The sequence below is a fragment of the Brevibacillus sedimenti genome (genome assembly GCF_020923495.1).
Lineage (GTDB): Bacteria > Bacillota > Bacilli > Brevibacillales > Brevibacillaceae > Brevibacillus > Brevibacillus aydinogluensis.
In genome coordinates, this window is the sequence record NZ_CP064048.1 from 3,862,282 (window position 1) to 3,887,779 (window position 25,498).

23 protein-coding genes and 11 tRNA genes are annotated in these 25,498 nt (G+C 57.1%); 5 read left to right on the forward strand and 29 right to left on the reverse strand.

What is annotated here, in order from left to right:
• Positions 1 to 7 precede the first annotated feature (7 nt).
• Both IRT44_RS18930 and IRT44_RS18935 read right to left on the reverse strand, forming a co-directional pair.
• Positions 8 to 229 carry a hypothetical protein gene (locus IRT44_RS18930; protein WP_171564440.1) on the reverse strand — a complete coding sequence of 74 codons (222 nt, stop codon included), beginning with the start codon at positions 227 to 229 and terminating at the stop codon, positions 8 to 10.
• 21 nt (positions 230 to 250) lie between these two features.
• Positions 251 to 703, reverse strand: coding sequence for a DUF1284 domain-containing protein (locus IRT44_RS18935; RefSeq protein ID WP_230077195.1), 453 nt, complete (start codon positions 701 to 703; stop codon positions 251 to 253).
• Between the two features lie 152 nt (positions 704 to 855).
• On the opposite strand from IRT44_RS18935, the gene IRT44_RS18940 reads away from it, so the two are divergent.
• Positions 856 to 1,020, forward strand: a complete 165-nt coding sequence (locus IRT44_RS18940) for a hypothetical protein (RefSeq protein ID WP_171564442.1) — start codon at positions 856 to 858, stop codon at positions 1,018 to 1,020.
• A gap of 95 nt (positions 1,021 to 1,115) precedes the next feature.
• Positions 1,116 to 1,901 carry a class I SAM-dependent methyltransferase gene (locus IRT44_RS18945; RefSeq protein WP_171564443.1) on the forward strand — a complete coding sequence of 262 codons (786 nt, stop codon included), beginning with the start codon at positions 1,116 to 1,118 and terminating at the stop codon, positions 1,899 to 1,901.
• Between the two features lie 110 nt (positions 1,902 to 2,011).
• Here IRT44_RS18945 and IRT44_RS18950 read toward each other — a convergent pair whose 3' ends face one another.
• Genes IRT44_RS18950 through IRT44_RS18960 form a run of 3 tightly spaced genes read right to left on the reverse strand, consistent with a single transcriptional unit; the run spans position 2,012 to position 5,742 of the window.
• On the reverse strand, positions 2,012 to 3,538 hold the full coding sequence (locus IRT44_RS18950; RefSeq protein WP_171564444.1) for an efflux RND transporter periplasmic adaptor subunit: 1,527 nt from the start codon (positions 3,536 to 3,538) through the stop codon (positions 2,012 to 2,014).
• Positions 3,539 to 3,558: 20 nt separating this feature from the next.
• Entirely contained in the window at positions 3,559 to 5,016 is a 1,458-nt protein-coding gene (locus tag IRT44_RS18955; RefSeq protein WP_171564445.1) for an ABC transporter permease, read from the reverse strand.
• A gap of 24 nt (positions 5,017 to 5,040) precedes the next feature.
• Positions 5,041 to 5,742 (reverse strand): ABC transporter ATP-binding protein, encoded by a 702-nt coding sequence (locus IRT44_RS18960; RefSeq protein WP_171564446.1) that lies wholly within the window; start codon positions 5,740 to 5,742, stop codon positions 5,041 to 5,043.
• Positions 5,743 to 5,954: 212 nt separating this feature from the next.
• On the opposite strand from IRT44_RS18960, the gene IRT44_RS18965 reads away from it, so the two are divergent.
• Positions 5,955 to 6,128: a hypothetical protein gene (locus tag IRT44_RS18965; RefSeq protein ID WP_171564208.1), complete on the forward strand. Its 174-nt coding sequence runs from the start codon at positions 5,955 to 5,957 to the stop codon at positions 6,126 to 6,128.
• A 173-nt stretch (positions 6,129 to 6,301) separates the two neighbouring features.
• On the forward strand, positions 6,302 to 7,117 hold the full coding sequence (gene pdxK / locus IRT44_RS18970; RefSeq protein WP_171564447.1) for a pyridoxine/pyridoxal/pyridoxamine kinase: 816 nt from the start codon (positions 6,302 to 6,304) through the stop codon (positions 7,115 to 7,117).
• A gap of 54 nt (positions 7,118 to 7,171) precedes the next feature.
• Here pdxK and rarD read toward each other — a convergent pair whose 3' ends face one another.
• Positions 7,172 to 8,080 (reverse strand): EamA family transporter RarD, encoded by a 909-nt coding sequence (rarD, locus tag IRT44_RS18975; protein ID WP_230077196.1) that lies wholly within the window; start codon positions 8,078 to 8,080, stop codon positions 7,172 to 7,174.
• Between the two features lie 258 nt (positions 8,081 to 8,338).
• Between rarD and IRT44_RS18980 the strand changes: the two genes are divergently transcribed.
• Entirely contained in the window at positions 8,339 to 9,247 is a 909-nt protein-coding gene (locus tag IRT44_RS18980; protein ID WP_171564449.1) for an EamA family transporter, read from the forward strand.
• Between the two features lie 303 nt (positions 9,248 to 9,550).
• On the opposite strand, the gene IRT44_RS18985 is transcribed toward IRT44_RS18980, so the two are convergent.
• The 23 genes from IRT44_RS18985 to IRT44_RS19095 all read right to left on the reverse strand — a co-directional run bounded on the left by IRT44_RS18985 (position 9,551) and on the right by IRT44_RS19095 (position 25,109).
• Positions 9,551 to 9,635 (reverse strand) — tRNA-Leu (locus IRT44_RS18985).
• A 40-nt stretch (positions 9,636 to 9,675) separates the two neighbouring features.
• Positions 9,676 to 9,751 (reverse strand) — tRNA-His (locus tag IRT44_RS18990).
• Positions 9,752 to 9,761: 10 nt separating this feature from the next.
• Positions 9,762 to 9,838, reverse strand: a tRNA-Met gene (locus tag IRT44_RS18995).
• 9 nt (positions 9,839 to 9,847) lie between these two features.
• Positions 9,848 to 9,921: transfer RNA gene (locus IRT44_RS19000), tRNA-Gly, on the reverse strand.
• Between the two features lie 68 nt (positions 9,922 to 9,989).
• Positions 9,990 to 10,066: transfer RNA gene (locus IRT44_RS19005), tRNA-Pro, on the reverse strand.
• A gap of 46 nt (positions 10,067 to 10,112) precedes the next feature.
• Positions 10,113 to 10,189: transfer RNA gene (locus IRT44_RS19010), tRNA-Arg, on the reverse strand.
• Between the two features lie 22 nt (positions 10,190 to 10,211).
• A tRNA-Gly gene (locus tag IRT44_RS19015) sits at positions 10,212 to 10,287 on the reverse strand.
• 42 nt (positions 10,288 to 10,329) lie between these two features.
• Positions 10,330 to 10,416 (reverse strand) — tRNA-Leu (locus IRT44_RS19020).
• Between the two features lie 23 nt (positions 10,417 to 10,439).
• A tRNA-Val gene (locus IRT44_RS19025) sits at positions 10,440 to 10,515 on the reverse strand.
• Positions 10,516 to 10,602: 87 nt separating this feature from the next.
• Positions 10,603 to 10,679, reverse strand: a tRNA-Glu gene (locus tag IRT44_RS19030).
• A gap of 10 nt (positions 10,680 to 10,689) precedes the next feature.
• Positions 10,690 to 10,782, reverse strand: a tRNA-Ser gene (locus IRT44_RS19035).
• Positions 10,783 to 11,036: 254 nt separating this feature from the next.
• A complete protein-coding gene (gene thiM, locus IRT44_RS19040) occupies positions 11,037 to 11,846 on the reverse strand; it encodes a hydroxyethylthiazole kinase (protein WP_230077197.1) in 810 nt (269 codons plus the stop codon).
• Positions 11,847 to 12,054: 208 nt separating this feature from the next.
• Complete coding sequence (locus IRT44_RS19045) at positions 12,055 to 12,717, reverse strand: YitT family protein (RefSeq protein ID WP_230077198.1); 663 nt, start codon at positions 12,715 to 12,717, stop codon at positions 12,055 to 12,057.
• 456 nt (positions 12,718 to 13,173) lie between these two features.
• Positions 13,174 to 14,181: a 5-dehydro-2-deoxygluconokinase gene (iolC, locus tag IRT44_RS19050; RefSeq protein ID WP_230077199.1), complete on the reverse strand. Its 1,008-nt coding sequence runs from the start codon at positions 14,179 to 14,181 to the stop codon at positions 13,174 to 13,176.
• On the reverse strand, positions 14,178 to 15,023 hold the full coding sequence (gene iolB / locus IRT44_RS19055; protein WP_230077200.1) for a 5-deoxy-glucuronate isomerase: 846 nt from the start codon (positions 15,021 to 15,023) through the stop codon (positions 14,178 to 14,180). The genes iolC and iolB overlap by 4 nt, the downstream gene beginning before the upstream one ends.
• A 10-nt stretch (positions 15,024 to 15,033) precedes the next feature.
• A complete protein-coding gene (gene iolE, locus IRT44_RS19060; protein WP_212131809.1) occupies positions 15,034 to 15,951 on the reverse strand; it encodes a myo-inosose-2 dehydratase in 918 nt (305 codons plus the stop codon).
• Positions 15,952 to 15,972: 21 nt separating this feature from the next.
• Complete coding sequence (iolD, locus tag IRT44_RS19065; protein ID WP_230077201.1) at positions 15,973 to 17,907, reverse strand: 3D-(3,5/4)-trihydroxycyclohexane-1,2-dione acylhydrolase (decyclizing); 1,935 nt, start codon at positions 17,905 to 17,907, stop codon at positions 15,973 to 15,975.
• 50 nt (positions 17,908 to 17,957) lie between these two features.
• Positions 17,958 to 18,962, reverse strand: coding sequence for an ABC transporter permease (locus tag IRT44_RS19070; protein WP_230077202.1), 1,005 nt, complete (start codon positions 18,960 to 18,962; stop codon positions 17,958 to 17,960).
• A gap of 27 nt (positions 18,963 to 18,989) precedes the next feature.
• A complete protein-coding gene (locus IRT44_RS19075; RefSeq protein WP_230077203.1) occupies positions 18,990 to 20,495 on the reverse strand; it encodes a sugar ABC transporter ATP-binding protein in 1,506 nt (501 codons plus the stop codon).
• Between the two features lie 16 nt (positions 20,496 to 20,511).
• Positions 20,512 to 21,486: a sugar ABC transporter substrate-binding protein gene (locus IRT44_RS19080; protein ID WP_230077204.1), complete on the reverse strand. Its 975-nt coding sequence runs from the start codon at positions 21,484 to 21,486 to the stop codon at positions 20,512 to 20,514.
• Between the two features lie 83 nt (positions 21,487 to 21,569).
• Positions 21,570 to 22,586: a Gfo/Idh/MocA family oxidoreductase gene (locus IRT44_RS19085; protein ID WP_212131805.1), complete on the reverse strand. Its 1,017-nt coding sequence runs from the start codon at positions 22,584 to 22,586 to the stop codon at positions 21,570 to 21,572.
• A gap of 136 nt (positions 22,587 to 22,722) precedes the next feature.
• Positions 22,723 to 23,721 (reverse strand): Gfo/Idh/MocA family protein, encoded by a 999-nt coding sequence (locus tag IRT44_RS19090; RefSeq protein ID WP_212131804.1) that lies wholly within the window; start codon positions 23,719 to 23,721, stop codon positions 22,723 to 22,725.
• A 383-nt stretch (positions 23,722 to 24,104) separates the two neighbouring features.
• Complete coding sequence (locus IRT44_RS19095) at positions 24,105 to 25,109, reverse strand: LacI family DNA-binding transcriptional regulator (protein WP_171564461.1); 1,005 nt, start codon at positions 25,107 to 25,109, stop codon at positions 24,105 to 24,107.
• Between the last annotated feature and the right edge of the window lie 389 nt (positions 25,110 to 25,498).

Genomic DNA, 25,498 nt, shown 5'->3' on the forward strand with positions numbered 1-25,498 from the left:
CATCTCCTTACCCGCGCGTCTGCCCCTCTCTGCCCGGCTGTGCGGCCGTTTTACGTAACCGGCAGCGGGTGCGCAGCATCGCTTTTGCAAAGGCCTCCAGTTCTGCGAGAGACGCAAATCCCTCAAAGACCTCACATCGTTCTACGATCCCCAGCTTGAGATGTTTCACCGCGCCGTCCTCCAACCGGAACCCCAGCTTTTCCAATACGCTGCGCTCTTCGTCGGTCACGATTTTCTCTCTCCTTTCCGGCTATGGGGCGGTTTTCCGCTCCTGCCTGCCGGCCTCTGTCTGGCGCAAGCGGGCGATGCCCTCGCGGCACACGCCGTATTCGTACCAGGAGCACCCGGCGCAGAGGAAGGCCAGATCGTCCGGTGCCACCAGGCGGCGGGTGCGCTCCACCAGTTCCGACTTGAGGTAGACCTCTCCCGCCGTCAAGCCCAGATGGGTAAGAACGTTTCGGTCCAGCGTCTGCACGTGCTCTTCCGAATCGGGGGAAGCTTCGCACCGTTCCGCTCCCTTGTTGGGACACGCCTGGCACGCGTCGTCAAAGTCCCGCACCACCCGGATGGGAAAATCCTGCCGGGGATCGCGGATTCGCTCGACGATTTCCCCCATTTTGGCGACAAACGCGGGGCTGTACCCCATCCCCTGAAACCCGTGAACGCACAGCAGATGATGGCCGCGCAGCATAATCGGCTCCATACGTTCCTCCTCCCTGCCGACATCCGGCATCTTTTCCCTGGTTTTATCGTACTGCTTTCACCATCCCGCCACAAGGCGGCTGCCGGGACAGGCATAATGCTGGCGCTGCCGGCAAACGCTAGGGACAGCCCAAATGAAAGGAGGCAGGATCGATGGACAAGCGGACGGACGAGCGCAAACCGAATCGCAATCCGAAGCACGAACCGACCATCGCGCCCGGGATGGAGATGGACGAGTTGGAAGAAAAGGCGACGGAAGAAGAAATAAAAAACGGCGACTCCACCTCGGTAACCACGCTGTATCTTGACCGAATATAGGAGCATAAATAGGTAAAAACTATACATTTCATCATTTTTATAGATTTGACGAATAACCCCTCCACTGGTACAACGATACCAAGGAGGGATTTTCCATGCATGTAGAGAACCGCTGGAACGCACGGCTGTACGACAGCAAGCTGGACTTTGTCTCCCGGTTTGGCAAAGGCGTGCTGGAATGGCTTCAGCCGCAGCCGGGGGAAACGATTCTCGACCTGGGCTGCGGAACAGGTGATCTCTGTGCCGAGATGGCCAAGGCCGGGGCTGTGCCGACAGGAATGGACCTGTCAGCCGAGATGATTGACACGGCGCGGAGCAAATACCCTGCGCTGCGGTTTTTCGTCGCCAACGCCGAGACGTTTGTGACGGAGGAGTTGTTTGACGCCGTCTTTTCCAACGCCGCCCTGCACTGGATGAAGCGGCCGGAAGCGGTCATCCGCCAGGTGTGGCTGGCGCTGAAGCCGGGCGGACGGTTCGTGGCCGAATTTGGCGGAGCGGGCAACGTGGAACGGGTCGTCCAGGCCATCCGCACCGTCCTGGCAGACAAGGGGCGCGATGCGGACAGCTGCAACCCCTGGTACTTCCCCGGCATCGGCGCCTACACCTGGCTTTTGGAACAGCAGGGCTTTGTCGTCAAACTGGCGCAGCACTTTGAACGGCCCACAGAGCTCCCGGACGGAGAACAGGGGCTGCGCCACTGGCTGGATGCATTCTGCGGCCCGTTTTTTGCCGACATGCCTCCGCAGGAAAAAGACGAAACCTGCGCGATGATCGCCGAACGACTGCGTCCCGCCTTGTTCCGCGACGGCTCCTGGGTCCTGGACTACTGCCGAATCCGGGTCGCCGCCATCAAGCCGCCCGAGCAAAGGCCGCTGCCGTAAAGCGGATTGGCTGAACAGCAGGGCGTCCAAACAAACAACCCGCCTGCTCTGCCGCAATGGCACAAGCAGGCGGGTTTCATTTGAGCCGGAGGCGTGCCGACGCGGCCGTGCTAGAAGACGTCGCCGCCGTTCATCATCAGCACTTCCTCGCCTTCCTCAAGGCCGCTCTTGATTTCGATGAACTCTGCTCCTTCGATCCCGATCTCCACTTCTTTTGGCGTCGGCTCTCCGGTTTTTGGATCCTTCACCATGACCGTTCCCTTGCCGTCCTCCAGCACTTCGACCGCCTGCAGCGGCAGCCGGAGCACGTTTTCCTTTTTCTCGACGTAAATGTCGCAGTCGCCGGTCATGCCGTGCTTCATCTCAGCGGCATCAGTCAGCTCGATTTTCACCGCGAAGCGCACCGACTTGTCCTCTTTCGTCCCCTCTTTGGGCACGTCCACGACCTTGCCGATAAACGGCTTGTTGCCAAACGCCGTCACGTACACCTCGGCCGTCTGACCCACCTTGATGGACGGAATGTCGATTTCATCCACACCCGCCACAAAATACACGGCGCTGCTGTCCATGATGACCATAGCCGGCTTGCTGGAGTCCGGCGTCTCTCCCGGTTTGACCTCCACCTTGGTGACTACCCCGCTGATTGGCGCCGTCACCTGCTTTTTCGCGATCTCCCGCTTCTTCTGCTCGAGGGACAAAAGCGACTCTTTCAAGGACAGTTCCTTCTCCTTCAGGTCCAGTTCGGAGGCGGACATGTCCATTTTCGCCAGCAGTTGACCCGCCTTGACCTCGTCGCCGTTTTCCACTTCCACCTTGCCGACCTTGCCGTGGGTGCCGGCCACAATCTCCACGTCGTCCGGGTCTTCAAACGGCGTCGCCACCTGGCTGGCGAACAGAACGCCGCTTGGATTGACCCACTGTACCTCTCCCAGGTCTCCCACGTACAGAGCTCCCGGCTTTTTCACCAGCACTTCCACGTCGTGAACGCCACCGACGCCTTTTTCCTTCTTGCCGACCAGGTCGACCTTGGTCACCGTTCCGTCGAGAAAGATCATCGACGAGGAGATAAACACTTTCACCTTTTGGCCCACCTTGAAGTGCTCTGCTTCAAAGGCGGAAAATTTTCCGGTAATCTTCAGGTGTTCGGTGTCAACCAGTTTGGCGACCACGGTATCCGGCGTCACCGTGTCTCCTTCCTTGACCAGCACTTCCTTCACCTTGCCGCCCATGGAAAAGACAATCTTGTCCTTCCGGTTTTTCAAATCGTTCAATTCCCGCTTGGCGCGGACGATGCTCAACTCCTGCTTTTGCAGCTCCAGGGCGGCGTCCGAACTGTCGATGGAGAACAGCGGATCTCCCTTGTTCACGCGCTGCCCTTCTTTCACGAAGACCTGCTCCACCTTGCCGGACAGTTCCGGTTTTACTTCCTCGCGCGCCTTTACTTCCACGGTACCAGAGGCAAAAATGGTCTTTTTCACGTCCCCCCTGTCCACGACTGCGGTGGGAAAGGAGGGCGGCTCCTCCTGAGTCTGTTCGGCTGCCGCGTCTTTGGAGCCGAGATAGTGATAGCCGGCGTATCCGCCACCGCCCAACAGGACAATGACTGCCGAAAGAATGATCCACGTTTTCTTTTTCATACTCCCTATCCCCACATTCTTTAATCAGATCGAATCGCTTGCAGCGCGCTCAACCGGGAGGCGCGGATGGCTGGGAAAATACCCGCCAGCAAACCGATGACAAACGAAAATCCGATGGCGAACAGAGACAGCCACGTCGGAATGATGGCCAGGCGCAGTTTCTCCTCTCCCTCGGGTCCGCCGAAGCCGATGTTGAGGCTGTCCATGATGCCGCCCGCTTCTCCAAAGTGGTTGACCAGCTCCACCGCTCCCCAGGCGATGCCGAGGCCGGCCAGTCCGCCAATCAATCCGATGAAGCCCGATTCCATCAGGAACAGCCAGCGTATGTTGTACACGGTGGCGCCGATCACCTTCATGATGCCGATTTCCTTGGTCCGTTCCAGAATGGACATGATCATCGTGTTGACAATGCCGATCGTGGCGACCAACAGCGAGACGGCGGCAATTCCGCCCAGCACGATCTGGATGATGAAGAAGAACTTGTTGATCTGCTCCAGTTCGCGAGCCGGCGACCAGACTTCAAACCCGCGCTCCTTTAGCGCCTGTACAACGCTCTCCACTTTTTCGCGCGATTCCACCTTCACCGTCATCTCGTCAAACTCAAAGCTGTCCTGCTTCGCAGTCTCGCGGTTGCGCCGGGTGCTGCCGCCTCCATCGCCAAATTCGTCGCCCCGGGTGCGGTTGAGCCAGTCGTTGATCTCTTTTACCAGGCTGAGCGGCGCATAGACCGCGTGTCCGTAGCGGTGGTTGTCGTCCTGCCGCAGTTGGCCGACGACTCTCACGCGGATTTCTTTCTTTTCGAAGTGCGGCTCGTCGTCGATCCGGTACTCGCGCGTCAGCACGATCGTAGCCGTCTTGTCGACGAGATTGAACGATTGGGGGGCATCGCCACCGTTAAAACCAGGGCGCATGATCTCCATTCCCCCGCCCCGTTTGGCGTCCGCGCTTCTCCGCCGCGCTTCCCGCCGCTCCTTTTCCACGTCCCGCAAAATGGTGGGAACTCGGTAGGCCACGACGATTTCCTGCGGCGATCCGCTCAGGTAGCTGCCTTTTTCCACGTCATCCTTGCGGTAGGCGGCCGATTCGTGCACGTCCACTCCGACTACCTCGACATACCCTTCTCGCCTGCCCACTTTCAGCTTGGTTTCCCCGTGTATCCGCTTGATCGGCATGACCGCCGCCACGCCGGGTATGCCCTTGATCACCCGCACTGCTTCCATGTTCAGCTTTTTCCGCTGGTCGTCCGGGATAGGCTCGTCCTTTTCGTAATTCCAATACGCCGGTTCTACGTCCAGCTCCGTCAGGTTGCCGAAGTTCTCCAGGCTTTTGACGGCATTTTCCTTCAGTCCCAGACTGAGGGCGATCATCGCCACAATCGCGGCCGTCCCGATCATGACGCCGACGGAGGTCAGCGCCGTGCGCAGCTTCATGCGCCACAAGTTTCGCCAGACGATGCGAAACGAATCCAGAAGTTTCACAGTAGGTTCACCTCATGCCCTCTCTCATGCCGGTTTGGTCCGTTTTTGCACGACCCGTCCGTCCTGCAGATAGATGACGCGGTCGGACTGTTCCGCCACTTCCTGTTCGTGCGTGACGATGATAAACGTCGTGCCGTTTTCGCGGTTCATCCGCTTCATCAACGCCAAGATTTCCTGCTCGGTTTTGCTGTCCAGATTCCCGGTCGGTTCGTCGGCAAGCACAATGCTGGGCTGGTTGACCAGGGCGCGGGCGATGCTGACCCGCTGCTGCTGCCCGCCGCTCAGTTCGTTTGGCTTGTGGTCCATCCGCCCTTCCAACCCGACGCGTTCCAGCATCTCCTTTGCTTTGGCCCGTCTGCTTTTGCGGCTTTCGCCGGCAAAAATCAGCGGCAGTTCCACGTTTTCCAGCGCGGTCAGGTTGGGAAGCAGGTTGTACGATTGAAAAATAAAGCCCATGCACCGGCGGCGAAACAGACACAGTTCATTCTCGTTCAAGCGGGAGATTTCTTCCCCATTGACGAAAATCCTCCCCTCGTCCGGTTTGGTCAAACCGGCCAGCAGGTTCAACAGCGTCGACTTGCCCGATCCGGACGATCCGCACAGGGCGACAAACTCCCCTTTGTCGACGTGCAGATTGATGTCGAACAGCACGGGCACCTTGATCTTGCCCGTCCCGTAGCTGTGATTGACGCCGTTCACCGTCAATTCGCCTGTTCCGTTGGCCATCTCGTTTTCCACCTCGTTTGTCGATACGTGTAAAATTGGCATCCTTTATCTATAGACGCAGTAACTGGAGAAATGTAACGCGACTTGGTAAATATTTTCTTGTTCACGCAAACGCAATACTTTCTTCATGAAAATGTAACACCGCGGTGATCTAATACATGCTGCTCGTTGATACAATAAAGGTGTGAAGAAAAACGAGAGAGGGCGGATAGATGATGAGAATCTATCGGTTTTTGTTTGAAACGGCGTCACGTCAATGGATTGAAATCATCAAGGCACCCAGCATGTTTGAGGCAGCCAAAGAGGCCAAGCGCCTCGCCTCGAAGCGCGCCAAGGCCATGTCCACTCCGATCACCTTCTCGTTCCATCACATTGCATCTGTCTGAAAAAGTAACCCTACATAGAAAATCGCCCACGATATCGAAACGCTTCTCCCCGCCGGAGAGGCGTTTTTTCATGGGACGAACGTATTGACACCGCCCTGGTTTTCCACTTCAATTTAGGTAGAACGTAAACGAACCGCACCATCAGTTGCGGCTGGAAAAGGGAGACATCTGCCATGACGATTCGCAAAGCGTTAACCATCGCAGGATCTGACACCAGCGGCGGCGCCGGCATCCAGGCTGACCTGAAGACGTTTCAGGAGCTGGGCGTCTACGGAATGACCGCCCTGACCGTAATCGTAGCGCAAGATCCGCACAATTCCTGGTTTCACGAGGTGTTTCCGATCGACCTCGGCACTCTGGAGAAGCAGTTGGAAACGGTTCTCTCCGGCATCGGCGTCGATGCCGTGAAAACCGGCATGCTGGGTACGACGGAGCTGATCGAGCTGGCGGCCCGGAAAATCGACCAATACCAATTGAAGAACGTCGTCGTCGACCCGGTGCTCGTCTGCAAGGGAGCGGACGAAGTGCTTCACCCGGAAGTGGCCGACAGCCTGCGCGACGTCCTCGTTCCCCGGGCTACTGTCGTGACGCCCAACCTGTTTGAAGCCGGTCAGTTGAGCCAAATGGGGGCGCTCAAAACCGTCGACGACATGAAAGAAGCGGCCAAGCGCATTCACGACAAAGGGGCGGCCTACGTGCTGGTCAAAGGCGGCGGCAAGCTCGCGCACGAAAAAGCGATTGACGTCCTGTACGACGGCCACACATTTGACATTCTGGAAGGCGAGCGGATCAACACCACCTACACGCACGGCGCCGGCTGCACCTACTCCGCCGCCATCTGTGCGGAGCTTGCCAAAGGCAAATCGGTGCGCGAGGCGGTAGCGGTAGCCAAGGCGTTCATCACCGAAGCGATCCGCCATTCTTTCCCGCTCAATCAATACGTCGGACCGACACATCACGGCGCGTACCGCAGCCTGCAACACAACTGACAGCAAAAAACTCCAATCCGTCCGCTGCTTCGGACAGATTGGAGTTTTTTTGTGTTACGCTTCCTTTTTGATCGCCAGCTCCACCTGCTGCTGTGCAGAACCCGGTTTTGTTCGCATCGAGCTGACCGTGTACACGAACAGCGCGCTCCAGATCAAGCCGAAGCTGACCAGGTGAACGCCGCCAAATGTTTCGCCAAACAGGAACACCGCCATGAACAGCGAGATCGACGGGGCCAGGTACTGGATAAACCCCACCGTGGACAGCGGCAGCAGCTTGGCCGCTTGAGCGAACCAGAAGAGCGGCAAGGCCGTCGCCACGCCAGACAGCGTCAACAGTGCAATCTGCCAGCCTGTCACGTGGGAAAGCGTGTCCGTCCCGCTGACGTGCAGCGTCACCAGGTACCCCAGCGCCACCGGAGCCACCACCAGCGTTTCCCAGGCCAGACTGATGATCGCGTCCGTTTTTATCAACTTTTTGACCAGCCCGTAGCAGGCAAACGTCAGTGCGAGGGAAATCGCGACCCACGGTACCCTGCCGTAGTGCGCGGTCATCACGGAAACGCCGGCTGCGGCCAGCGCAATCGCCATCCACTGCCCCTTTCCCAGCCGCTCTTTGAGGAACAAGACGCCAAAAAGCACGTTCAGCAGCGGGTTGATGTAGTACCCGAGGCTGGTTTCCAACACGTTGCCGTTGTTGACCGCCCAGATGAAAATCAGCCAGTTGGCGCTGATAAACAGCGAACACAGGAGGAGCGCCCCTCTCTCCTTCGCCGTCGAAATCGCCTTTCGCATCTGCAGCCAGCGCTTCGTCACAAACAGCAGTACGGCAACAAAAACGAGGGACCAGACAATTCGGTGGGCGAGAATCTCCCACGCGGCCATTTCCTGAAACACCTTCCAATAGAGCGGCAGCAGTCCCCAGGCCAAATAGGCCCCCACCGCGTAGAAGACACCCTTTCTCATCTCTCCAGCCTCCATGAATTATTTGCTCTGTCATCTCTAGTGTAGCTGAAGCAGGCCGGAACAGCTATCTATTAACATGCAGCATATTGGCCGGGAGAAGGCACATGCTTGCACGCCACGGCAGTTGTTTAGCATGGTAACGAATCATCACAGCAGTATGATAAAGATATGTGTAAAATTTTATTGTATCATTTCTGAATCTCATGTACAATAATTTTCGCATACTTATGTTTTGTCACAAGAAAGGAACGTTTGCTTATGAGTTACTGGCGATCCGTGCTGCTCGTCCTGGCCGGCGCGTGCAGCTACGGCGTGCTTTCTGTCATCATGAAATCCGCCTTTTCCGCCGGTTTTACCCCGGTCGAATTAAGCGGCGGGCAGCTTGTGTTCGGGACGCTGATCATGTCCGGCGTCGCGCTGTTCCTGTCCAGGCAGCGGTTTCGGCTGCGCCACCTGCTGATCCTGCTGCCGTCCGGCCTGATGATGGCCGGCACCAGCCTGTTTTACCACCGGGCGGTCAGCGAAATCCCGGCCTCGCTCGCCATTGTGCTGCTGTTCCAGTTTACCTGGATTGGCGTGCTGATCGAGTGTATTGCCGACCGCAAGTGGCCCGGACCGGAAAAATGGGCCTCGCTGGTCCTCCTCGGCATCGGCACCGTGCTGGCCAGCGGCCTGATGGAATCCGGCCTGCATGACGTCAGCGCCACCGGTCTCATCTATGGTCTATTGTCCGGGTTTACGTTTGCGATGGTGATCTTTCTCAGCGGACGGCTGGCGCCGGACGTGAACCCGTATCTGCGCAGCGCCGTCTCCATTGGCATGGCCGCGCTCTGCCTGTCGCTGGTCTATCCGCCGACCTTCCTCATCAACGGCAGACTGTGGGACGGATTGCTGCCGTACGCCCTGCTGGTGGCCTGCTTCGGCTCAGCCATCCCGATTCTCTGTCTGTCGATTGGCGTGCCGCGTATCGGCAACGGATTGGCGACCATTCTCAGCGCAGCCGAACTGCCGGCAGTCGTGCTGCTCTCCAGTCTGGTGCTGCACGAACAGGTCAGCCTCTACAAGTGGAGCGGTGTGCTGTTGATCCTGGCCGCCATTGCCGTGCCGCAGATCAAGTGGAATCGGCTGGTCCATCCTGCCCGAAAGCCTCACCGGCATAAGATGTAAAAAAGGATACGGCAAGGCGCTGAACGGTTCAGCGCTTTTGCCTCATGCACCATGCGGGCGTGTCGACCGGATAACAGGTTGGCGCGCCTGTTTTTGTGCGCCTTCGCCCTCCCATACCCCAAAACGTGGCAGCCTTGAAAAGGAAGCGGCGAACTTAAGCGCATTTACTCGTCACCATATTGCGAAAGTGAAAGAGAAAGGCGTCCGCCCGTGGAAAAGCGGCCTGGTACAGAAACGATTCAAAATCAAAAAGCCCGGCGCTTGCAGCGGTTTGCTGCACTCACCGGGCTGTGTGAACATAGATGGTGCGTTCGGCGAGACTCGAACTCGCACGGGTCGCCCCGCCACCCCCTCAAGATGGTGTGTCTGCCAATTCCACCACGTCCGCATGTGTCTGGGTTGGGGACGTCCTTTGGTGAATAAAAAAATGGGGCGATCGATGGGAATCGAACCCACGAATGCCGGAGCCACAATCCGGTGCGTTAACCACTTCGCCACGATCGCCATGTACATATGGTAGCGGTGGAGGGGCTTGAACCCCCGACCTTTCGGGTATGAACCGAACGCTCTAGCCAGCTGAGCTACACCGCCAGAAACATTTGGAGCGGGTGATGGGAATCGAACCCACGCGACCAGCTTGGAAGGCTGGGGTTCTACCACTGAACTACACCCGCACGCGTTATCGGCCAGCGCAGCAGATCGGATGCTGCTCTGCGCCGCCCGTTGCTGATGAGAATAAGAATGGTCGGGAAGACAGGATTTGAACCTGCGACCTCTTGGTCCCGAACCAAGCGCTCTACCAAGCTGAGCCACTTCCCGACGTGGAGGTGAGACACGGGCTGTGCCAACTTCCCACCTCTTGCTATGGCGTGCCCTGAGAGATTCGAACTCCCGACCTTTTGATTCGTAGTCAAACGCTCTATCCAGCTGAGCTAAGGGCACAAAACGATGTAAGAGATTGCACTGGAGCGGACGACGGGGCTCGAACCCGCGGCCTTCGCCTTGGCAAGGCGACGCTCTACCAGCTGAGCTACGTCCGCATGTTAATACCTTCTGAGATGTAACAATCAAGACATTTTGTATGGTGCGGTCGAGAGGACTTGAACCTCCACGGTGTTGCCACCACTAGAACCTGAATCTAGCGCGTCTGCCAATTCCGCCACGACCGCATATGTCATTGTACCCGTAAAGGTGGTGGAGGCTGACGGGATCGAACCGCCGACCCTCTGCTTGTAAGGCAGATGCTCTCCCAGCTGAGCTAAGCCTCCGCTCCGTCCGCAAAGTGAACGGAGGCTTCTCAGCGAATCCGTATGCTTTGCGGGGTCCCCCGGACAGCGTCCAGGGGGATTTTTCTATGGTGACCCGTAGGGGATTCGAACCCCTGAATGACAGCGTGAAAGGCTGCTGTGTTAAACCACTTCACCAACGGGCCAGGTGATTGATGGCGGATGGAGTGGGATTTGAACCCACGAGACGAGTCATCCCCGTCTACACGATTTCCAATCGTGCTCCTTCGGCCTCTCGGACATCCATCCAGATCGTTTTTGCCGTTCTCTCATCGGCAAGAATTAATCTATCACATCTCAAAAGCTTTTTCAAGTGGTATTTTAAAATTTTTTTCTGGTTAAAAGAGAAGATGTTGGCCTCGTGCTTATTTCATTGTATCGATTCCGCTTATGAAAGGCAACGCAAAGGCCCCCTCGCTCACAAGCACAAAGGGGCCTTTTTCGCCCAACAGCGGGAAAGCAGTCTGGCCGTCACCCGGCCGATACGCGCTCTTCTCCCCGGCTTACACGCGGTCGATCGCTCCGTATCTGCGGACATCGTCTGCGGTGATCCGCGCCAATTGATTCAAAAACTCGATCTGAAATTGTCCCGGGCCTTCCGCTCCTTTGCCGGCAGCTGCCACTTCCGCCGCCACGCCATAGCTGACGAGTGCAGCCGCCCCCGCAAGCAGCAGGTCTTTCTCCACCGCAGCAAACGCCCCCAGGACGGATGTGAGCAGGCAGCCCGTGCCCGTTACCTTGGTCAGGATGGGATGGCCGTTGCGGATGAGGTAGGTGGTGCAGCCGTCCGTGATGACATCCGTTTTCCCCGTAATCGCGACGATCGTGCCCAACTGCTTCGCCGCCGACTGCGCGAGCGAGACTACATCGCCGCTCCCTTCCCCCGCATCGACGCCTTTGATCGTCCAGCTCTCGCCGATCACATGAGCGATTTCCGCAGCGTTGCCGCGAATGACGGACACCCGGACCTCCCGCATGATCGTTTGCGCGGTTTTCGTCCGATAGGCGGTCGCCCCCGCTCCCACCGGGTCGAAGATGACCGGCACGCCGTGCTGATTGGCCGAACGGCCCGCGATCAGCATGGCCTCCACCTCTGCCTCATTCAGCGTGCCGATATTGAGCACCAGCGCGCCGGCGATTTTGGCCATGTCCGCCACTTCTTCCTTGGCGTACGCCATGACAGGCGAAGCGCCCAGGGCCAGCAGGCCGTTGGCGGTAAAGTTGGTGACGACGACGTTGGTGATGTTGTGGACGAGGGGGTTGGCCTCACGCACCTTCACCAGCGTATTCCCGATGTCTTGCAGCAATGTCATGAAAAGCGCCTCCTGATCCTTTGTTCGGTTGTCTTCTCATTATCTCACAAGACCGAGGCGTGAGACAGACAAGCACGCACGCAAGCTGCCCTTTTGCCGTGAAAAAACCCCTCGCGGCAAACAGCGATACGCGCTGTATTACCAGGAGGGGTTCGCGTTGGATGGACCTGCCGGCATTTACCTCATCCGGTCTGAAACTGGTTTGGCATCAATGATCCGGCAGGGTAAGCGAACGCGATATGCTTTTTGTTTCCGATTCGTCGCCATCATCTGCCCGGCCGCTTGCAGCGGCGGTCCAGTTGATCACCTGGCTGGCAATCGTCACCGCCAGGATCGTGTAAAGCGTTTCGCGAATCGGCAGGTACCACAGCGACAGACTGAGCACCAGCGCGTCCAGCAGCAGAAAGACCGTTCCAATCGACAGTCCGATCTGACGGCTGAGCAGCACGGCCAGGATGTCGTCCCCGCCAGTGGCGCCGCCATACCGCAAGACGATCCCCGCCCCCCAACCGGTCAGCAGGCCGGACAGCAGGGCGGCCAGCGGCATGAGGCCGCTCAGATCAACGTGCAGCGGCGAGAACCGCTCAAACAAATCGTAAAAGACGGAAAAGGCGATGGATGCAATGATGGTGTTGGCCAGAAACTGACGTCCCTTCACGTGAAAAGCGACGAGAAACAGCGGAATGTCGAGCGCCAGCGTCGTGATCGCCGGCGACAGGTCAAACGCGTACTTGGCCAGCAGGGCCAACCCGACAAACCCGCCCTCCGACAAATGGTTCTGAGCATTGATGTGATAATACGCAAATGCCAATACAAACGCGCCGAACACAATCCAACACAATTGGCGAACGTACGCAACTGCTCTCCTCATCTAAGATTCCTCGCATCGTAAACCGTTTTGGCGCGGGCGCCCTTCCGGCTACGGAGGAACTCCTGACGATTCGATCTCGTTTCATATCCATTATCTCGCTTTCGTAGCAGGTTGGGTCGCCCAAGAGACGATCAACAGCTACGTCGCTAGATGTAGGAGAGGTCATAACGTTTCCAGATGGTCTTATACGGACCCATCGGTATCAAGATCCTTTCCTGTTTGATGCCTCCATTTTACCATAATCAGGGGGGAGGCGTCGAACGGCCGGAAGGCGCAAAAAGCCGCGACTTCGCGGAAAAAACCGCCCTTTTCCGTGTTTGGACTGCAAACGTCATTGATCCCCGCAGATTTTCGCTGTTTCCGTTGTTTTTGGCCAGATGTTTGCCCCTTGTCCGCGCCTCGTTTTGGAGCGGACATGATCCAGGCCCCCATCACCCATGCGCCACGTACTTTGAGTCAGCGTACACCTTCCCCGCTGCGGCACTGTTGGATATAGCGTTCGATCTGCTCCACCGTCGGCATCGCCTCCGAGCAGCTGTGGGAGGAAATGACAATCGCGGCGGCAGCAGCCCCGTATTCCATCGCCTTCGCAATGTCCCATCCCTGCATCAGTCCGTAGATCAGAGCGGCGGCATAAGAATCTCCCGCACCAAACGTCTTGACCACCTTGGCCGGAAAAACCGTTCCCGTATAACACTGGCCGTCGTTGGTGTACGCGACGGAACCGTTTTTCCCGTGTTTGATCAAGACAATCCTGGCCCGGCAGTCAAACCACCTTCTCGCCGTGACGGCGTCATCGTGCCGGTCATTGCGATCAAAGTGTTCCATCCGGTCAAATTCTTCCCGGGTGCCGATCAGGACGTCACACTTTTCGGCAGCCAGCTTGTAGTAGATCGCCGTTTCTTCCGCAGAAGTCCACGTGTACGGACGGTAGTCGAGATCAAAAAACGTCACGACGCCGTGCCTATTGGCGTAGTCCAGGGCGAGAAACACCGCTTCACGCGACGGGCTCTTCGCCAGCGCCGTGCCGGTGATCAGGATCGCTTTGGCATTTTGAATCGTCTCTTCCTTCACGTCGTTGGGTTCCAGCCGCAAATCCGCGGTATTCTCCCGATACATCAGGATGCTGCAATCGGTCGGGCTTTTGATTTCGGTAAACGTCAGCCCCGTTACGCTGCCCGACCGGTCGACGATTACCTGGGAGGTGTCAATCTGATTCTGTTTCAGGTAATTGACGATAAACCGCCCCATCTGATCATCCGCCACCCGGCCGATAAACCCCGTTTTCATCCCCAACCGGGACAAGCCGATGGCGATGTTGGCCGGGGAGCCGCCCACGTATTTGGTAAAGGTCATCACTTCTTCCATCGGGCGGTTGATCTCATTGGCATTCAGGTCGATGCACAGCCTGCCGATCGCGATGAAGTCCATCGGCTTGCGGCTGTCAAAGGTCAGATTGTTCATGGAGCATCCCCTTCCCTTCCATCCTGCCGGCTGGCCATTTTGCTTGCCATTACCCACTCATGGGCCGGATCGTTCTGAAATTTCCACGTACGTACCGGTCCCGCCATGACGTTTAAATAGTAGACGTCATAGCCGGGCGGGGCGGAAACGGGGTGATACCCTTTGGGGACCAGTACCGCATCGCCATCGTGCACGGTCAGCGTCTCATCTAGTGAGCGGTCGTCCGTGTACACGCGCTGTACGGCGAAACCGTGACCGGGATTGATTTTGTAGTAATACGTTTCCTCCAGATAAGATTCATGCGGCAGATTGTCCTGATCGTGCTTGTGCGGCGGATAGCTGGACCAGTGGCCTTCCGGTGTGAACACTTCCACCACCAGCAAACTGTCCGCCGGCTGCCGCTCTGGCAGAATGTTGTGAATTCTTCGCTTGATGTTGCCCGCTCCCCGCTGCTCAACACCGATGTCGGCGGGAGAAATCAGGCGGGCGGGGTACGTTCCTTTCCCCGGCGCCCGACAGACCGCCAGTTCCACGTCCGTTACAGCTGTTACTTCGCAATGGTCGCCCGGAGGGACGTACACGGCATACGGCGGTATTTTTTCAAAAACGTTCATGCGCTGGCCGATGCTTTCCCACGCTGCGCGGGCGGTGGCGACATGAGCGATGCCCGCCAACAGCACGATGCACACTTCCTGATCGCCAGTATGCTTTTTCAGTGTCTGCCCTTTTGACAGCGCGTACACCTCAAAGCCGATGTATTTCCACCCTGCCGATTCCGGGGTAACGCGCAGCACCAACCCTGCTTCGTCCGGTCGGGAACCGGGAACAATCAGCGTACTCATCGTCTCCCTCCTATCTCTGCTTCGCCGCTGACCGAATCGTCGCCTCGAGATATTCTTTTGCCCGCTGGGCATACGTGTAGGGATGAGCGACTGCCGGGTCCTGTTCCGCTTCGACAATCAGCCAGCCCGTGTAGCCGTTTTCCAGCAGCTTCTGTATGATCGGCGCAAAGTCAATGCAGCCATCGCCCGGCACCGTGAACATTCCCAGCTTTACCGCCGTGAGAAAATCCAGGTTCTGCTGCCGGACATGCTCCAGCACATCCCGGCGGACGTCTTTCAGATGGACGTACTGGATTCGCTGTCCGTGCTTCTCTGCCAGTTTCAGCGGATCGTATCCGCCGTACAGCGCATGCCCGGTATCGAACAGCAAATGCACCAGGGCCGGGTCGGTCGTCTCCATGAGCCGATCGATCTCGTCCGCCGTTTCCACCACGGTGCCGGCGTGGTAATGATAGACGAGCTTCATGCCGTGTTCCCGGCACAGGCGGGCCGCCCGATGCAGTCCCTCCACCAGCGACTCCCACTGGTCATCCGTCAGTTTGCGGACTGCCGTGTCGCCCGGTGCGCGCCGGGGGTCCCAATGCATCGACCCGCCCATCTCGCAGGCGATCACATGCTCGCAGCCCATTTCCTTCAGATAACGCACCCATGAGCCAAAAATCTGCAATTCCTCTTCCAGACGGTTGGCGTCCGAAAACAGCGTCGCCACAAACTTGCTGGCCAGCTGTATGCCGTACGCGTCCAGTTTGGCCTTCAGCGCCGCAGGTTCCTGCATGAACAGGCGACCCATTTCAGTGGCAACATAGCCGAGTGCAGACATTTCGGACAAAACCTGATCCTGCGTGTAATGGTCGCCGAGGCCGGGAATATCGTCATTCACCCAGCCGATGGGGGCGATTCCGATGCGAAAGGGATTGGGTTGACTCATCTTGCACACCCCGTTTTTGGTTTAGTATGGTCGTGCGTGTTTCAGGTTCGCTTCCTTTTCCCGATACGCTGCCCTCACCGCAGCGTTGTGCGAAACCCCCGCGATGCCGACATGCCACCATGCTTCGTACCCGCCGGTCATCGTCTTTGGCAGCACCTTGATGTCGAGCAGGGTAGACACGGTTTGCCGTTTCGCGTCTGCGAAAGCTGCCCGCAGTTCATCTGTCGTCCGCACACGGTATGTTTTTACGCCGTATCCGGCGGCGCTGCCGGCGTAATCAACGGTCATCAGGCGGCCGTCCAGGCGACCGGTTTCCGGGTTCCGGTAGCGGAATTCCGTCCCGAAGCTGCCCATGCCGTTACCCATTTGCAGGTTGTTGATGCACCCGAACGAAGCGTTGTCAAACAGCAGCACATTGATTTTTTTGCCTTCCTGGATGCTCGTCAGCAGTTCGGAATGCAGCATCAGGTAACTGCCGTCCCCCACCATGGCATAGACTTCTTTGTCCGGTTCGGCCATTTTGACGCCCAGCGCCCCGGCGATTTCATACCCCATGCAGGAGTAACCGTATTCCATGTGATAGGTGTTCGGCCGGCGGCATTCCCACATCCGCTGCAGGTCGCCGGGGAGGCTTCCCGAGGCCCCGACGATGATCGCGTCCTCCTCAATCAAGGCGTTCACCAGGCCGATCACCTCGGTTTGCGTCAGACAGGATTGGAAGGTGTCTGCGAATTCGGGCAGCACCTGATCGAGCTGGCCGGCCACTTCCGGCGTGAACCCCTGCTTCCGGTACTGAATGCTGCGCAGACGGTCCAGCTCTTGCTGCCACGCCTGTTTGGCCTGTTCGATCTCATCCGTGTACCCGGACCGGTATCCGATCCGTTCCAGTTCGGTTTCCAGCGCGAGCAGGGCCAATTTGGCGTCAGCGACAATTTTCACCGCGTCCAGCTTGCTCGCGTGGTACTCGGAAACGTTGATCGTGAGCACATCCACATCCGGATGTTGAAACAAGCGTTTCGACCCCGTCGTAAAGTCGGTGAATCTGGTGCCGATTCCGATGACGACATCCGCCTCTTTGGCCATCCGATTGGCCGCGAGGTTTCCGGTCACGCCGATGCCTCCCAGATTGTACGCATGACCGCTGTCCACCGCGCTTTTCCCGGCCTGGGTCTCCCCGTACGGAATGTGAAACGTTTCGGAAAAGCGCCGCAGGGCATCAGCCGCGTCGGAATAACGAACGCCCCCGCCGCAGATGATGATCGGCTTTTTCTTGTGCCGCAGCAGCTCCACCGCATCGCGCAGCGCCGATTCGCTCGGAATCCGGCGGTCGATCCGGTGGACGCGCTTTTGGAAGAAAGACTCGGGAAAGTCATACACTTCTCCCTGTACATCCTGAGGGAGGCAGATGGTTACCGCCCCTGTATCAGCCTGATCGGTGAGCACGCGCATGGCGTTGAGCATGGCGGTCATCAACTGTTCCGGTCGGTTTACCCGATCCCAGTACTTGCTGACAGCGCGGAAAGCGTCATTGGTGGTGATGGTCAGGTCATGGCCGTGTTCGATCTGCTGCAAAACGGGGTCCGGCTGCCTGGTGGCAAACGTATCGCCAGGCAGCAGCAGGACCGGTATCTGATTGGCGGTCGCCGTCGCCGCGGCTGTCAGCATGTTGGCCGCACCCGGCCCAACCGACGACGTGCATGCCATGATCTGCCGACGGTTTTTTTGCTTGGCAAAGGCCACCGCGGCGTGTGCCATCCCCTGCTCATTTCGCCCCTGGTACACTTCCAGCTCTTCCGCATATTCTTCCAGCGCCTGGCCAAGTCCCAGTACATTTCCGTGGCCAAATATGGTGAAGATTCCCTTGACGAACCGCTCCTGCCTGCCGTCCCATTCCACATACTGCTGCTGCAAAAAGGCTACCAACGCTTGCGCCGTTGTCAGTCTCCTCGTCTTCATTCCGTTCGTGTCCCACCTTTCGCATCTTGCCGGAACTCACGATTTTTGTTTCAGGATTTTCTGTTTTTCCGGGCGTCGAGAAAGACAGCGGTGACAATGATCCCGCCCTTCAAGATCTGCTGCCAGTACGAGGATACGTTGAGAAGGTCGAGACCGTTGTTCATCACGCCGATGATCAGCGCCCCGATAATGGTGCCGCCAATCGTTCCGATCCCGCCGGACAGGCTGGTGCCGCCAATCACCGCTGCGGCAATCGCGTCCAGTTCATACATCACGCCGGCCGTCGGCTGACCGGAGGCGATCCGGGACGTCAGGATGATCCCGGCAATCGAAGAGAGCAAACCGGCATAGGCGTAAATCATGATCTTATACCTGTCGACCGGAATCCCCGCGATCCTCGCCGCTTGTTCATTCCCGCCCATCGCATAGACGTACTTGCCAAATTTCGTTTTCGTCAGCAGGAGATAAGAAACCAGTCCGACCAGGGCAAAGATGATGATGGGCAGCGGTATCCCGAACACCGCTCCCTGGCCGATGAACTTGAACGAATCGGACAGATTTCCGATCGGTCTTCCGTCACTGAAGAGCAGCGCCGCCCCTCGCGCCCCGGTCATCATCCCCAGGGTGACGATAAACGGGGCAATTTTTCCTTTGGCAATAATCGTCCCGTTGATCACTCCTGTCAAAAGTCCGATCCCCAGTCCGACGGCGATCGGAACCACGAGCGGATAGCTGTCCGGATGCGCGAAAGTTGCGACAACTACGGACACGAGCGCGATCACGGAACCGGATGAGAGGTCGATCCCGGTGGTGATGATCACCATCGTGACGCCAATCGCCACAATGCCGACGATCGACATCTGCCTGACGATATTGAGCAAATTGCCAGATGTAAAGAACGTAGGGGACAGAATCGACATCACCAGGATCAGCGCGATCAGAATAAAAAGCATCCCGTATCGTCCGAAGAGGCGGAAGGCCGTTTCTTTCCAGCGGCGTTTTCCGACTGCTTCGGACTTGTTTGGCTTGTTTGCGATCGTCACTTCACTGTTCATCCGCACGTCCTCCAGACTTGTATGAGACTAGCTGGCGATCAGCTCGCCGGTCGCCAACTGCATGATTTTTTCCTGGGTCGCCTCCTCCCGGCGCAATTCCCCCATTTTTCGTCCTTCGTGCATTACGATGACCCGGTCGCTCACACCCAATATTTCCGGAAGTTCGGAGGAAATCACCACGATGGCTTTGCCCTTTTGGGCCAGATCGGCAATCAGTTGGTAGATTTCCAATTTGGCCCCCACATCGATCCCGCGCGTCGGCTCATCCAGGATCAAGATGTCGGGATCGTGAAGCAGCCAGCGGGCAAGCAGCGCTTTTTGCTGATTCCCGCCGCTCAGATACTTGATCGTTTGATACAGGCTTGGCGTCTTGATGGCCAGCTGCTCACACTGCTGCCGACAATCGGCCTGGATTTGCCCGGCATTGAGAAAGCCGCAGGTTGTGTAGCGATCGATGTTCACCGTGATCATGTTGTCCTGCACCGACAGCGGGAGGAACAGGCCCGTTCCCTTCCGATCCTCTGTCAAAAATCCCATCCCGCACCGAATCGCATCGCGCGGCGAACGAATCGCCGTTTTCCTGCCCTTCACCACGATCTCACCGGAATCGGGAGGCACAATCCCAAATACGCTCTCCATTACCTCCGTTCTGCCAGACCCCATCAGCCCTGCAAAGCCGACAACCTCTCCCCGGCGGACTTCGAAGCTGACGTCCGCGAATTTCCCCGCTCTGGTCAGACGGTTGACCGCCAGCACGACCTCTCCGATGTCCGCACGCTTTTTCTGAAACACGTGATGCAGCTCCCGCCCCACCATCATTTCGATCAGGTGCTCCTTGCTGATGCGGTCGCTCGGCCTTGTGCCCACGTACTTTCCATCGCGCAGGACCGTTATCTCGTCCGTGATCTGCGCCAGTTCTTCCATTTTGTGCGTAATGTAGATCATGGACACGCCTTCCTTTTTCAGCGATCGAATGATGGAAAACAGATGCTGGACTTCTTTTTCCGTGATCGCGGAGGTCGGTTCGTCCATGATGATCAGCTTGGCTTGGCGGGAAATCGCCTTGGCGATCTCGACCATTTGCGTATGGGCGATGCTAAGGTCAACCATCCTTGCCCGCGGGTCGATGTCAATCTCCAGCCGCTCGAACAGCCGTCTCGTGTTTTCCTCCATCTCCCTCTGCTTCACCCACCCCGTAAACCGGTAACTGGGCTCTCTTCCCAAAAAGATGTTCTCGGCCACGGTCATGTAGGGGATCGGGCTGAGCTCCTGGTGAATCATTGCGATCCCTTTGTCGAGCGCCTGTTTGACATTGGACAGCTTCAGCTCTTCCCCGTCAAAGATAATGCGCCCGCTGTCCGGACTGTACATCCCGATCAGGATTTTCATCAGGGTTGATTTGCCCGCGCCATTCTCCCCCAGCAGGGCGTGTACGGTCCCTTTCCTCACCTTGAGCTGTACGCGGTCCAGAGCTTTTACTCCCGGAAATGCCTTGGAGATATTCTCCATTTCCAGGATGTACGTGCTGTGCATGACGACTCCCCCCGCTTTACTGCCATTTTTTCATGTACTCGTCCACGTTCTCTTTGGTTACCAGTTCATACGGAATCCAGTTGAACTTTTCCACCTTTTCGCCTTTGGCCGCTTTGATCGCCACTTCCAGGCCGCCTTGTCCCTGGCCGATCGCATTTTGATACACCGTCACCTGCAATTTTCCGGCTTTTACGTATTCCAACGCATCCGGAGTGGCATCGACGCCGGCCACGACGACGTCGTTCAGTTTTCCTGCCGCTTCGAGCGCCATGATCGCGCCGATGGCCATTTCATCATTGTTGGAGACAACAGCGTCGATTTGCTTTCCGGACTGGAGCCAGTTTTCCATCAAGGCCATGCCTTTGGCCCGATCCCATTCTGCCGTTCCTTCCAAGACCACCTGCATGTCCGGGTACCGCTCGATGACCTGCTTGTTCCCTTCCGTTCGCTTGATCTGCGCCTCGTGCCCCATCTGTCCGTTCATGATCGCGATGTTTCCTTTTCCGCCGAGCAGTTTTGCCACTTCCTCCATTTCCATGAGACCAGCCTTGATGGATTCGGACCCCACATAGGCGGTGGCCGCTTCCACCCCGTCGTATATGCGGTTCACGACCACGATCGGCAGATTGGCCTGGTTTGCTTTTTCGACCAGATTGGGCGCGGACGTGGTATCGACGGGAATCAGCACGATCGCGTCCACTTTCTGCTGGATGAAATTCTCCACCTGGGAGAGCTGCTTGCTGGCGTCATTCATCGCATCGACGTAAATCACTTCCACGTTCTCCTGCGTTTTTTCGTACTGTTTCATACCGTCCTGCAGGTAGCTCAACCACTTGTCATCAAAGTCGGGAAGCGCTGCGCCGATCACAATCTTGTCCTTCTTGTCAGAGCCTGCCTGCTGCGCTGTCTCCTGGTCGGCTCCGCATCCGGCGACCAAGACAGCGACCAGACATACAATCAACCACCATGCACCCTTTTTTTGTCCCTTCATGAATAGCCCCCTCCTTATTTGCAGGCGATCCTGCCCGTTTGCACACCGCGTTCCATCGTAGACAGGTAGACCCGATCCGCTCTTTATTCCGGACTTCCCCCCTCGATTGTGATCTTTTTCCCGGTGTCAAATGATTGAGTGGCCGCGATGGCGATTTGCAGATTGCGTCTGCCGTCTAATTCTGTAACGCTTGGTGTTTGCTTGTGCTGGACACAGTGGATGAAATGAGCAAGTTCCAATCGGTAGGCATCGTCAAAGCGGGTCTGAAAATCGGGGATGATCTCGTAGTGGCTGCCCTTGTGGTTCAGATACGTGATCGATTGATTGCGAAGTGTTCCAATAAACAGCGAGCCTTCCGTGCCAATGATTTCCGTGCGGATGTCGTGACCGTAGGGCGAGTTTCGGCTGGCCTCGATATCCCCTGCTGCACCGGAGTCAAATTCGACATACGTGAGCGCCTGATCCACATCGTTGTACTCTTCCATGAACGAATGCACCAGCACTCGCCCGTGTGCGGACACGGCAGTGATTTCCGCCCCCATCAGGTACCGCGCCATGTCGTAGTCGTGGATGGAGACGTCCATAAACATCCGTCCGCTGTGCTTGATAAACGAAGCGGGCGGCGATCCGGCGTCACGGGAAATTGCCTTGAAGTAAACGGGTTTTCCTATATCTCCTGCGCTGATCCTGCGCTTTGCCTCGGCGTAGGCAGGATCAAACCGTCTCATGAAGCCCACCTGGCAGATCACCCCGCTCTCCTTGATGATGTCGATGATCTCGTCCGCCTCTTCGAGATGCTGCGTGAGCGGCTTTTCCACAAACACGGGCTTGCCGTGTTTTGCCGCTTGTTTGATCATCTCGGCATGGGTGCTGGTCGGCGTCACAATAATGACCGCGTCGACATCGGGATCGGCAATGACTTCCTCCGGATTCTTCGCCCACGTTTGCAGGCCCAATTCCCTTGCAACCTGTTCCGCCCGTCCTTCCATCGTGTCGACAACACTCACCAGTTTGGCCCCGCTGATCTGATGGGTGGCGATATTTTTCGCATGGTGATACCCCAGGCGTCCCAATCCCAGAACTGCACAGCGAACCGTCATGGAATCACGCTCCTTTCCGACTGATGAATTTACGGTATATTCAGACCATTTTGCTCATTGTCCGGACCAATTCATCCGGTCCGTACCTGCTGCTTGTGCAATGCCGTCCGCAGCATCACTGCCGCTGCCTGCCCGCCTACCGTGCCGCCTGTCGCATCTCGATGCGCCTGCCCGTTTTGGCGCTTTCGTACACGGCTTCCAGCAGTTGAATCGAACGATATCCGTCTTCTGCGGTCACGGGCGGTTTTGTCCCGTGGACAATCGCGTCGATGAACAGCCGATCTTCCTCCGCGTACCCCCACTTCTCCTCCATCGGCAGTTGGAAGAAGTCGTGGACGTGTGCCGCCTGCTTCAAGCCCGGGGCGTACATCACCTTTTCCAATTCCTGTGTCGCGACAGTCGCATATGTCCCGTACACCTCCACGCTCTCAAACGGAAAGCTCCAACCGGCATGGGCGTACGTGACAAACGTGGCCACGGTTCCCGATTCAAACGTCAGCAGAATGGCAAACGTGTCCAATTCCGACTGGGAGATATGCTGTCTGCCCTCGCAGGAGACAGATTGCACTTCTCCAAACAAGTAGCGGCTCAAGTCCAGGAGGTGAAAAGGCGTTTCGTACAGGAACCCGCCGGTAACCTTCGGGTCGGCAGTCCAGGCGGGGTGCAGCAGTTCTCCCCGGTTCATCTTGAGGTGCGCCAGGTACGGGTTGACCTCGCCGGAGCCAATCAACTCCTTCACGCGTTTGTACACGGACGCATACCGGCGATTCATCCCCAGATTGTACACCGCTTTCGACGCTGCCGCCGCCTCTCTGATTTGCTGCGCTTCCGCCAACGACGTGGCCATCGGTTTTTCAGAAAACACGTGGATGTTGCGCTGCAAACACGCAAGCACCGGCTCCACGTGAAGCGTATTGGGGGTGGTGACATAGACCGCGTCAACACCGAGATCAAACAGCTCTTCCAGGCTTCCGACCGCTTTCGCCCTCCCTGCCTCCACCGCCAGGGCTGTCGCCCGTTCTTGCGAGATATCGGCCACGCCCACAATCTCCACCCGCTCATCGCGCTTCAGGATCGAGGTATGTACCTTGGCGATCCCGCCTGCTCCCAAAATGCCTACCTTTACCTGTGCCATGCAAAACGTCTCTCCTCTCTCCACACAAATCCGGGTTAACGTCAGTGGAAAGCGCTTACACTTTTCCTCCGAAAAATTGCACCCTGCTCGCTTTTCTTAGTAGACTGAACCGATTGAGAGGATGGTTTATGCCGTGAAATCACTGCGTTTATGGTGCAGGAGGCTTCCTGCCGATACTTGCGCAAGCGCTTTCTCTAATTTGCCTTCATTTTACATCCATTGCCCATTTTCTTGCAACACATTTTTTCAAAAATTTAAAAAAGAAAGAAAAAGACGCGCAGCCATCCCCTTCACGTGTGTGAAGAGGGGCAGAGCGTCTGTCTCCGGGCAGCATCGCGATGCTTATGGGAATCTACCGCCGGTCCGTCCTACTGCTGGTCCGTCTACGCAATGGGCTTTGTGGACTGGCGAATAATCAGCTCGGGCGGTAAAATGACACGCTGCTTCGTCTTTTTGTCACCTTCGATTTCACGTACCAGCAAATCCATCACCTGACGTCCCATCTCGTCAATCGGCTGGGCGATGGTCGTCAGCGGCGGATCAACAATGGACGCCAGTATCGTGTTGTCAAACCCAACGACAGACACATCGTCAGGGATGCGCAGCCCCAACTCTTTGGCTGCCTGGTAGACGCCAATCGCCAGGAAGTCAAAACAAGCAAAAATCGCTGTCGGCCGTTTGGGTGACGTCAGCAGTTCACGCGCCGCCCGCTTCCCGTCCTCCCGCGAATAATCCGTCCGGATCACCAGGTCTTCCGTAAGCTCCAGCCCATGGTCCTCCAGCGCCTGCCGAAACGCCTCCAGCCGATATTTGTCACTCGTGCGATTCATGTTGCCCACCAGGATGGCGATCCGTTTGTGCCCCAGCGATACCAGATGCTGGGCCGCCTGATACCCGCCCAGATAGTCATCGACCGCTACCACGTCGATCATCAATTCGGGGATGTCCTGCGCAATCAGCGCCACCGGCAGATTCTCCTCCAACAGCTCCCTGAGGACGCGATGATTTCTCGCGTTCGTGCCGATGATGATACCGTCGACACTTTTCTGCCTCAACAAGGACAGGTACATGTCTTCCGTATCCGGGTTGTTGTCCGTGTTGCACATCAACAGGTTAAAGCCCAATTCCCGTCCCCGGTCCTCCACCCTCCGCGCAAGCTCCGCAAAAAAAGGATTGGCCACATCCGGAATGATGAGGCCGATCGTGCGCGTACGCTTTCCCGTCAACGCGGATGCGACCACGCTGGGCTGATAGCCCAACTGTTCAATCACGTCCAGGACCCGTTTCTTCGTCTTCGCGCTGATCCGGCCGGTATTGTTGATCACCCGGGATACCGTGGAGATGGACACGCCAGCCTTTTTTGCCACGTCGTAAATGGTCGTCTTCATTTCTCATCCACTTTCCTATCAGACTTTGGCGATTCGCCATTTGGGAAAGCGCTTGCTCTCCTGTCTGTCTTCAGTTTACCGGGTCGTTTTTTGTTTCGCAATTGATTTTTGCGGGAATTTTTTAACGATTTTGCACAAAACAACCCTCCCCCTGAGCTATTGGGGGCGGGTATGCGGAGGGCGAGATACATGACAGTAAGCGATTGGAAAATGTCTATTCGTCTCCTTTTGATGAAGTACGGCTGTTTGGCGAGCATGCTTATTGACGTTTGCGTGCTCGCTTATGCGGCTCTGAAGGCTGGATAATTTTGGGGAATTTTATCATACTCATCTTTAATGTTCCGGTAGCGAAAGCTTGCCAAGAAAATTCTCAGAGGATACGAAAAGAG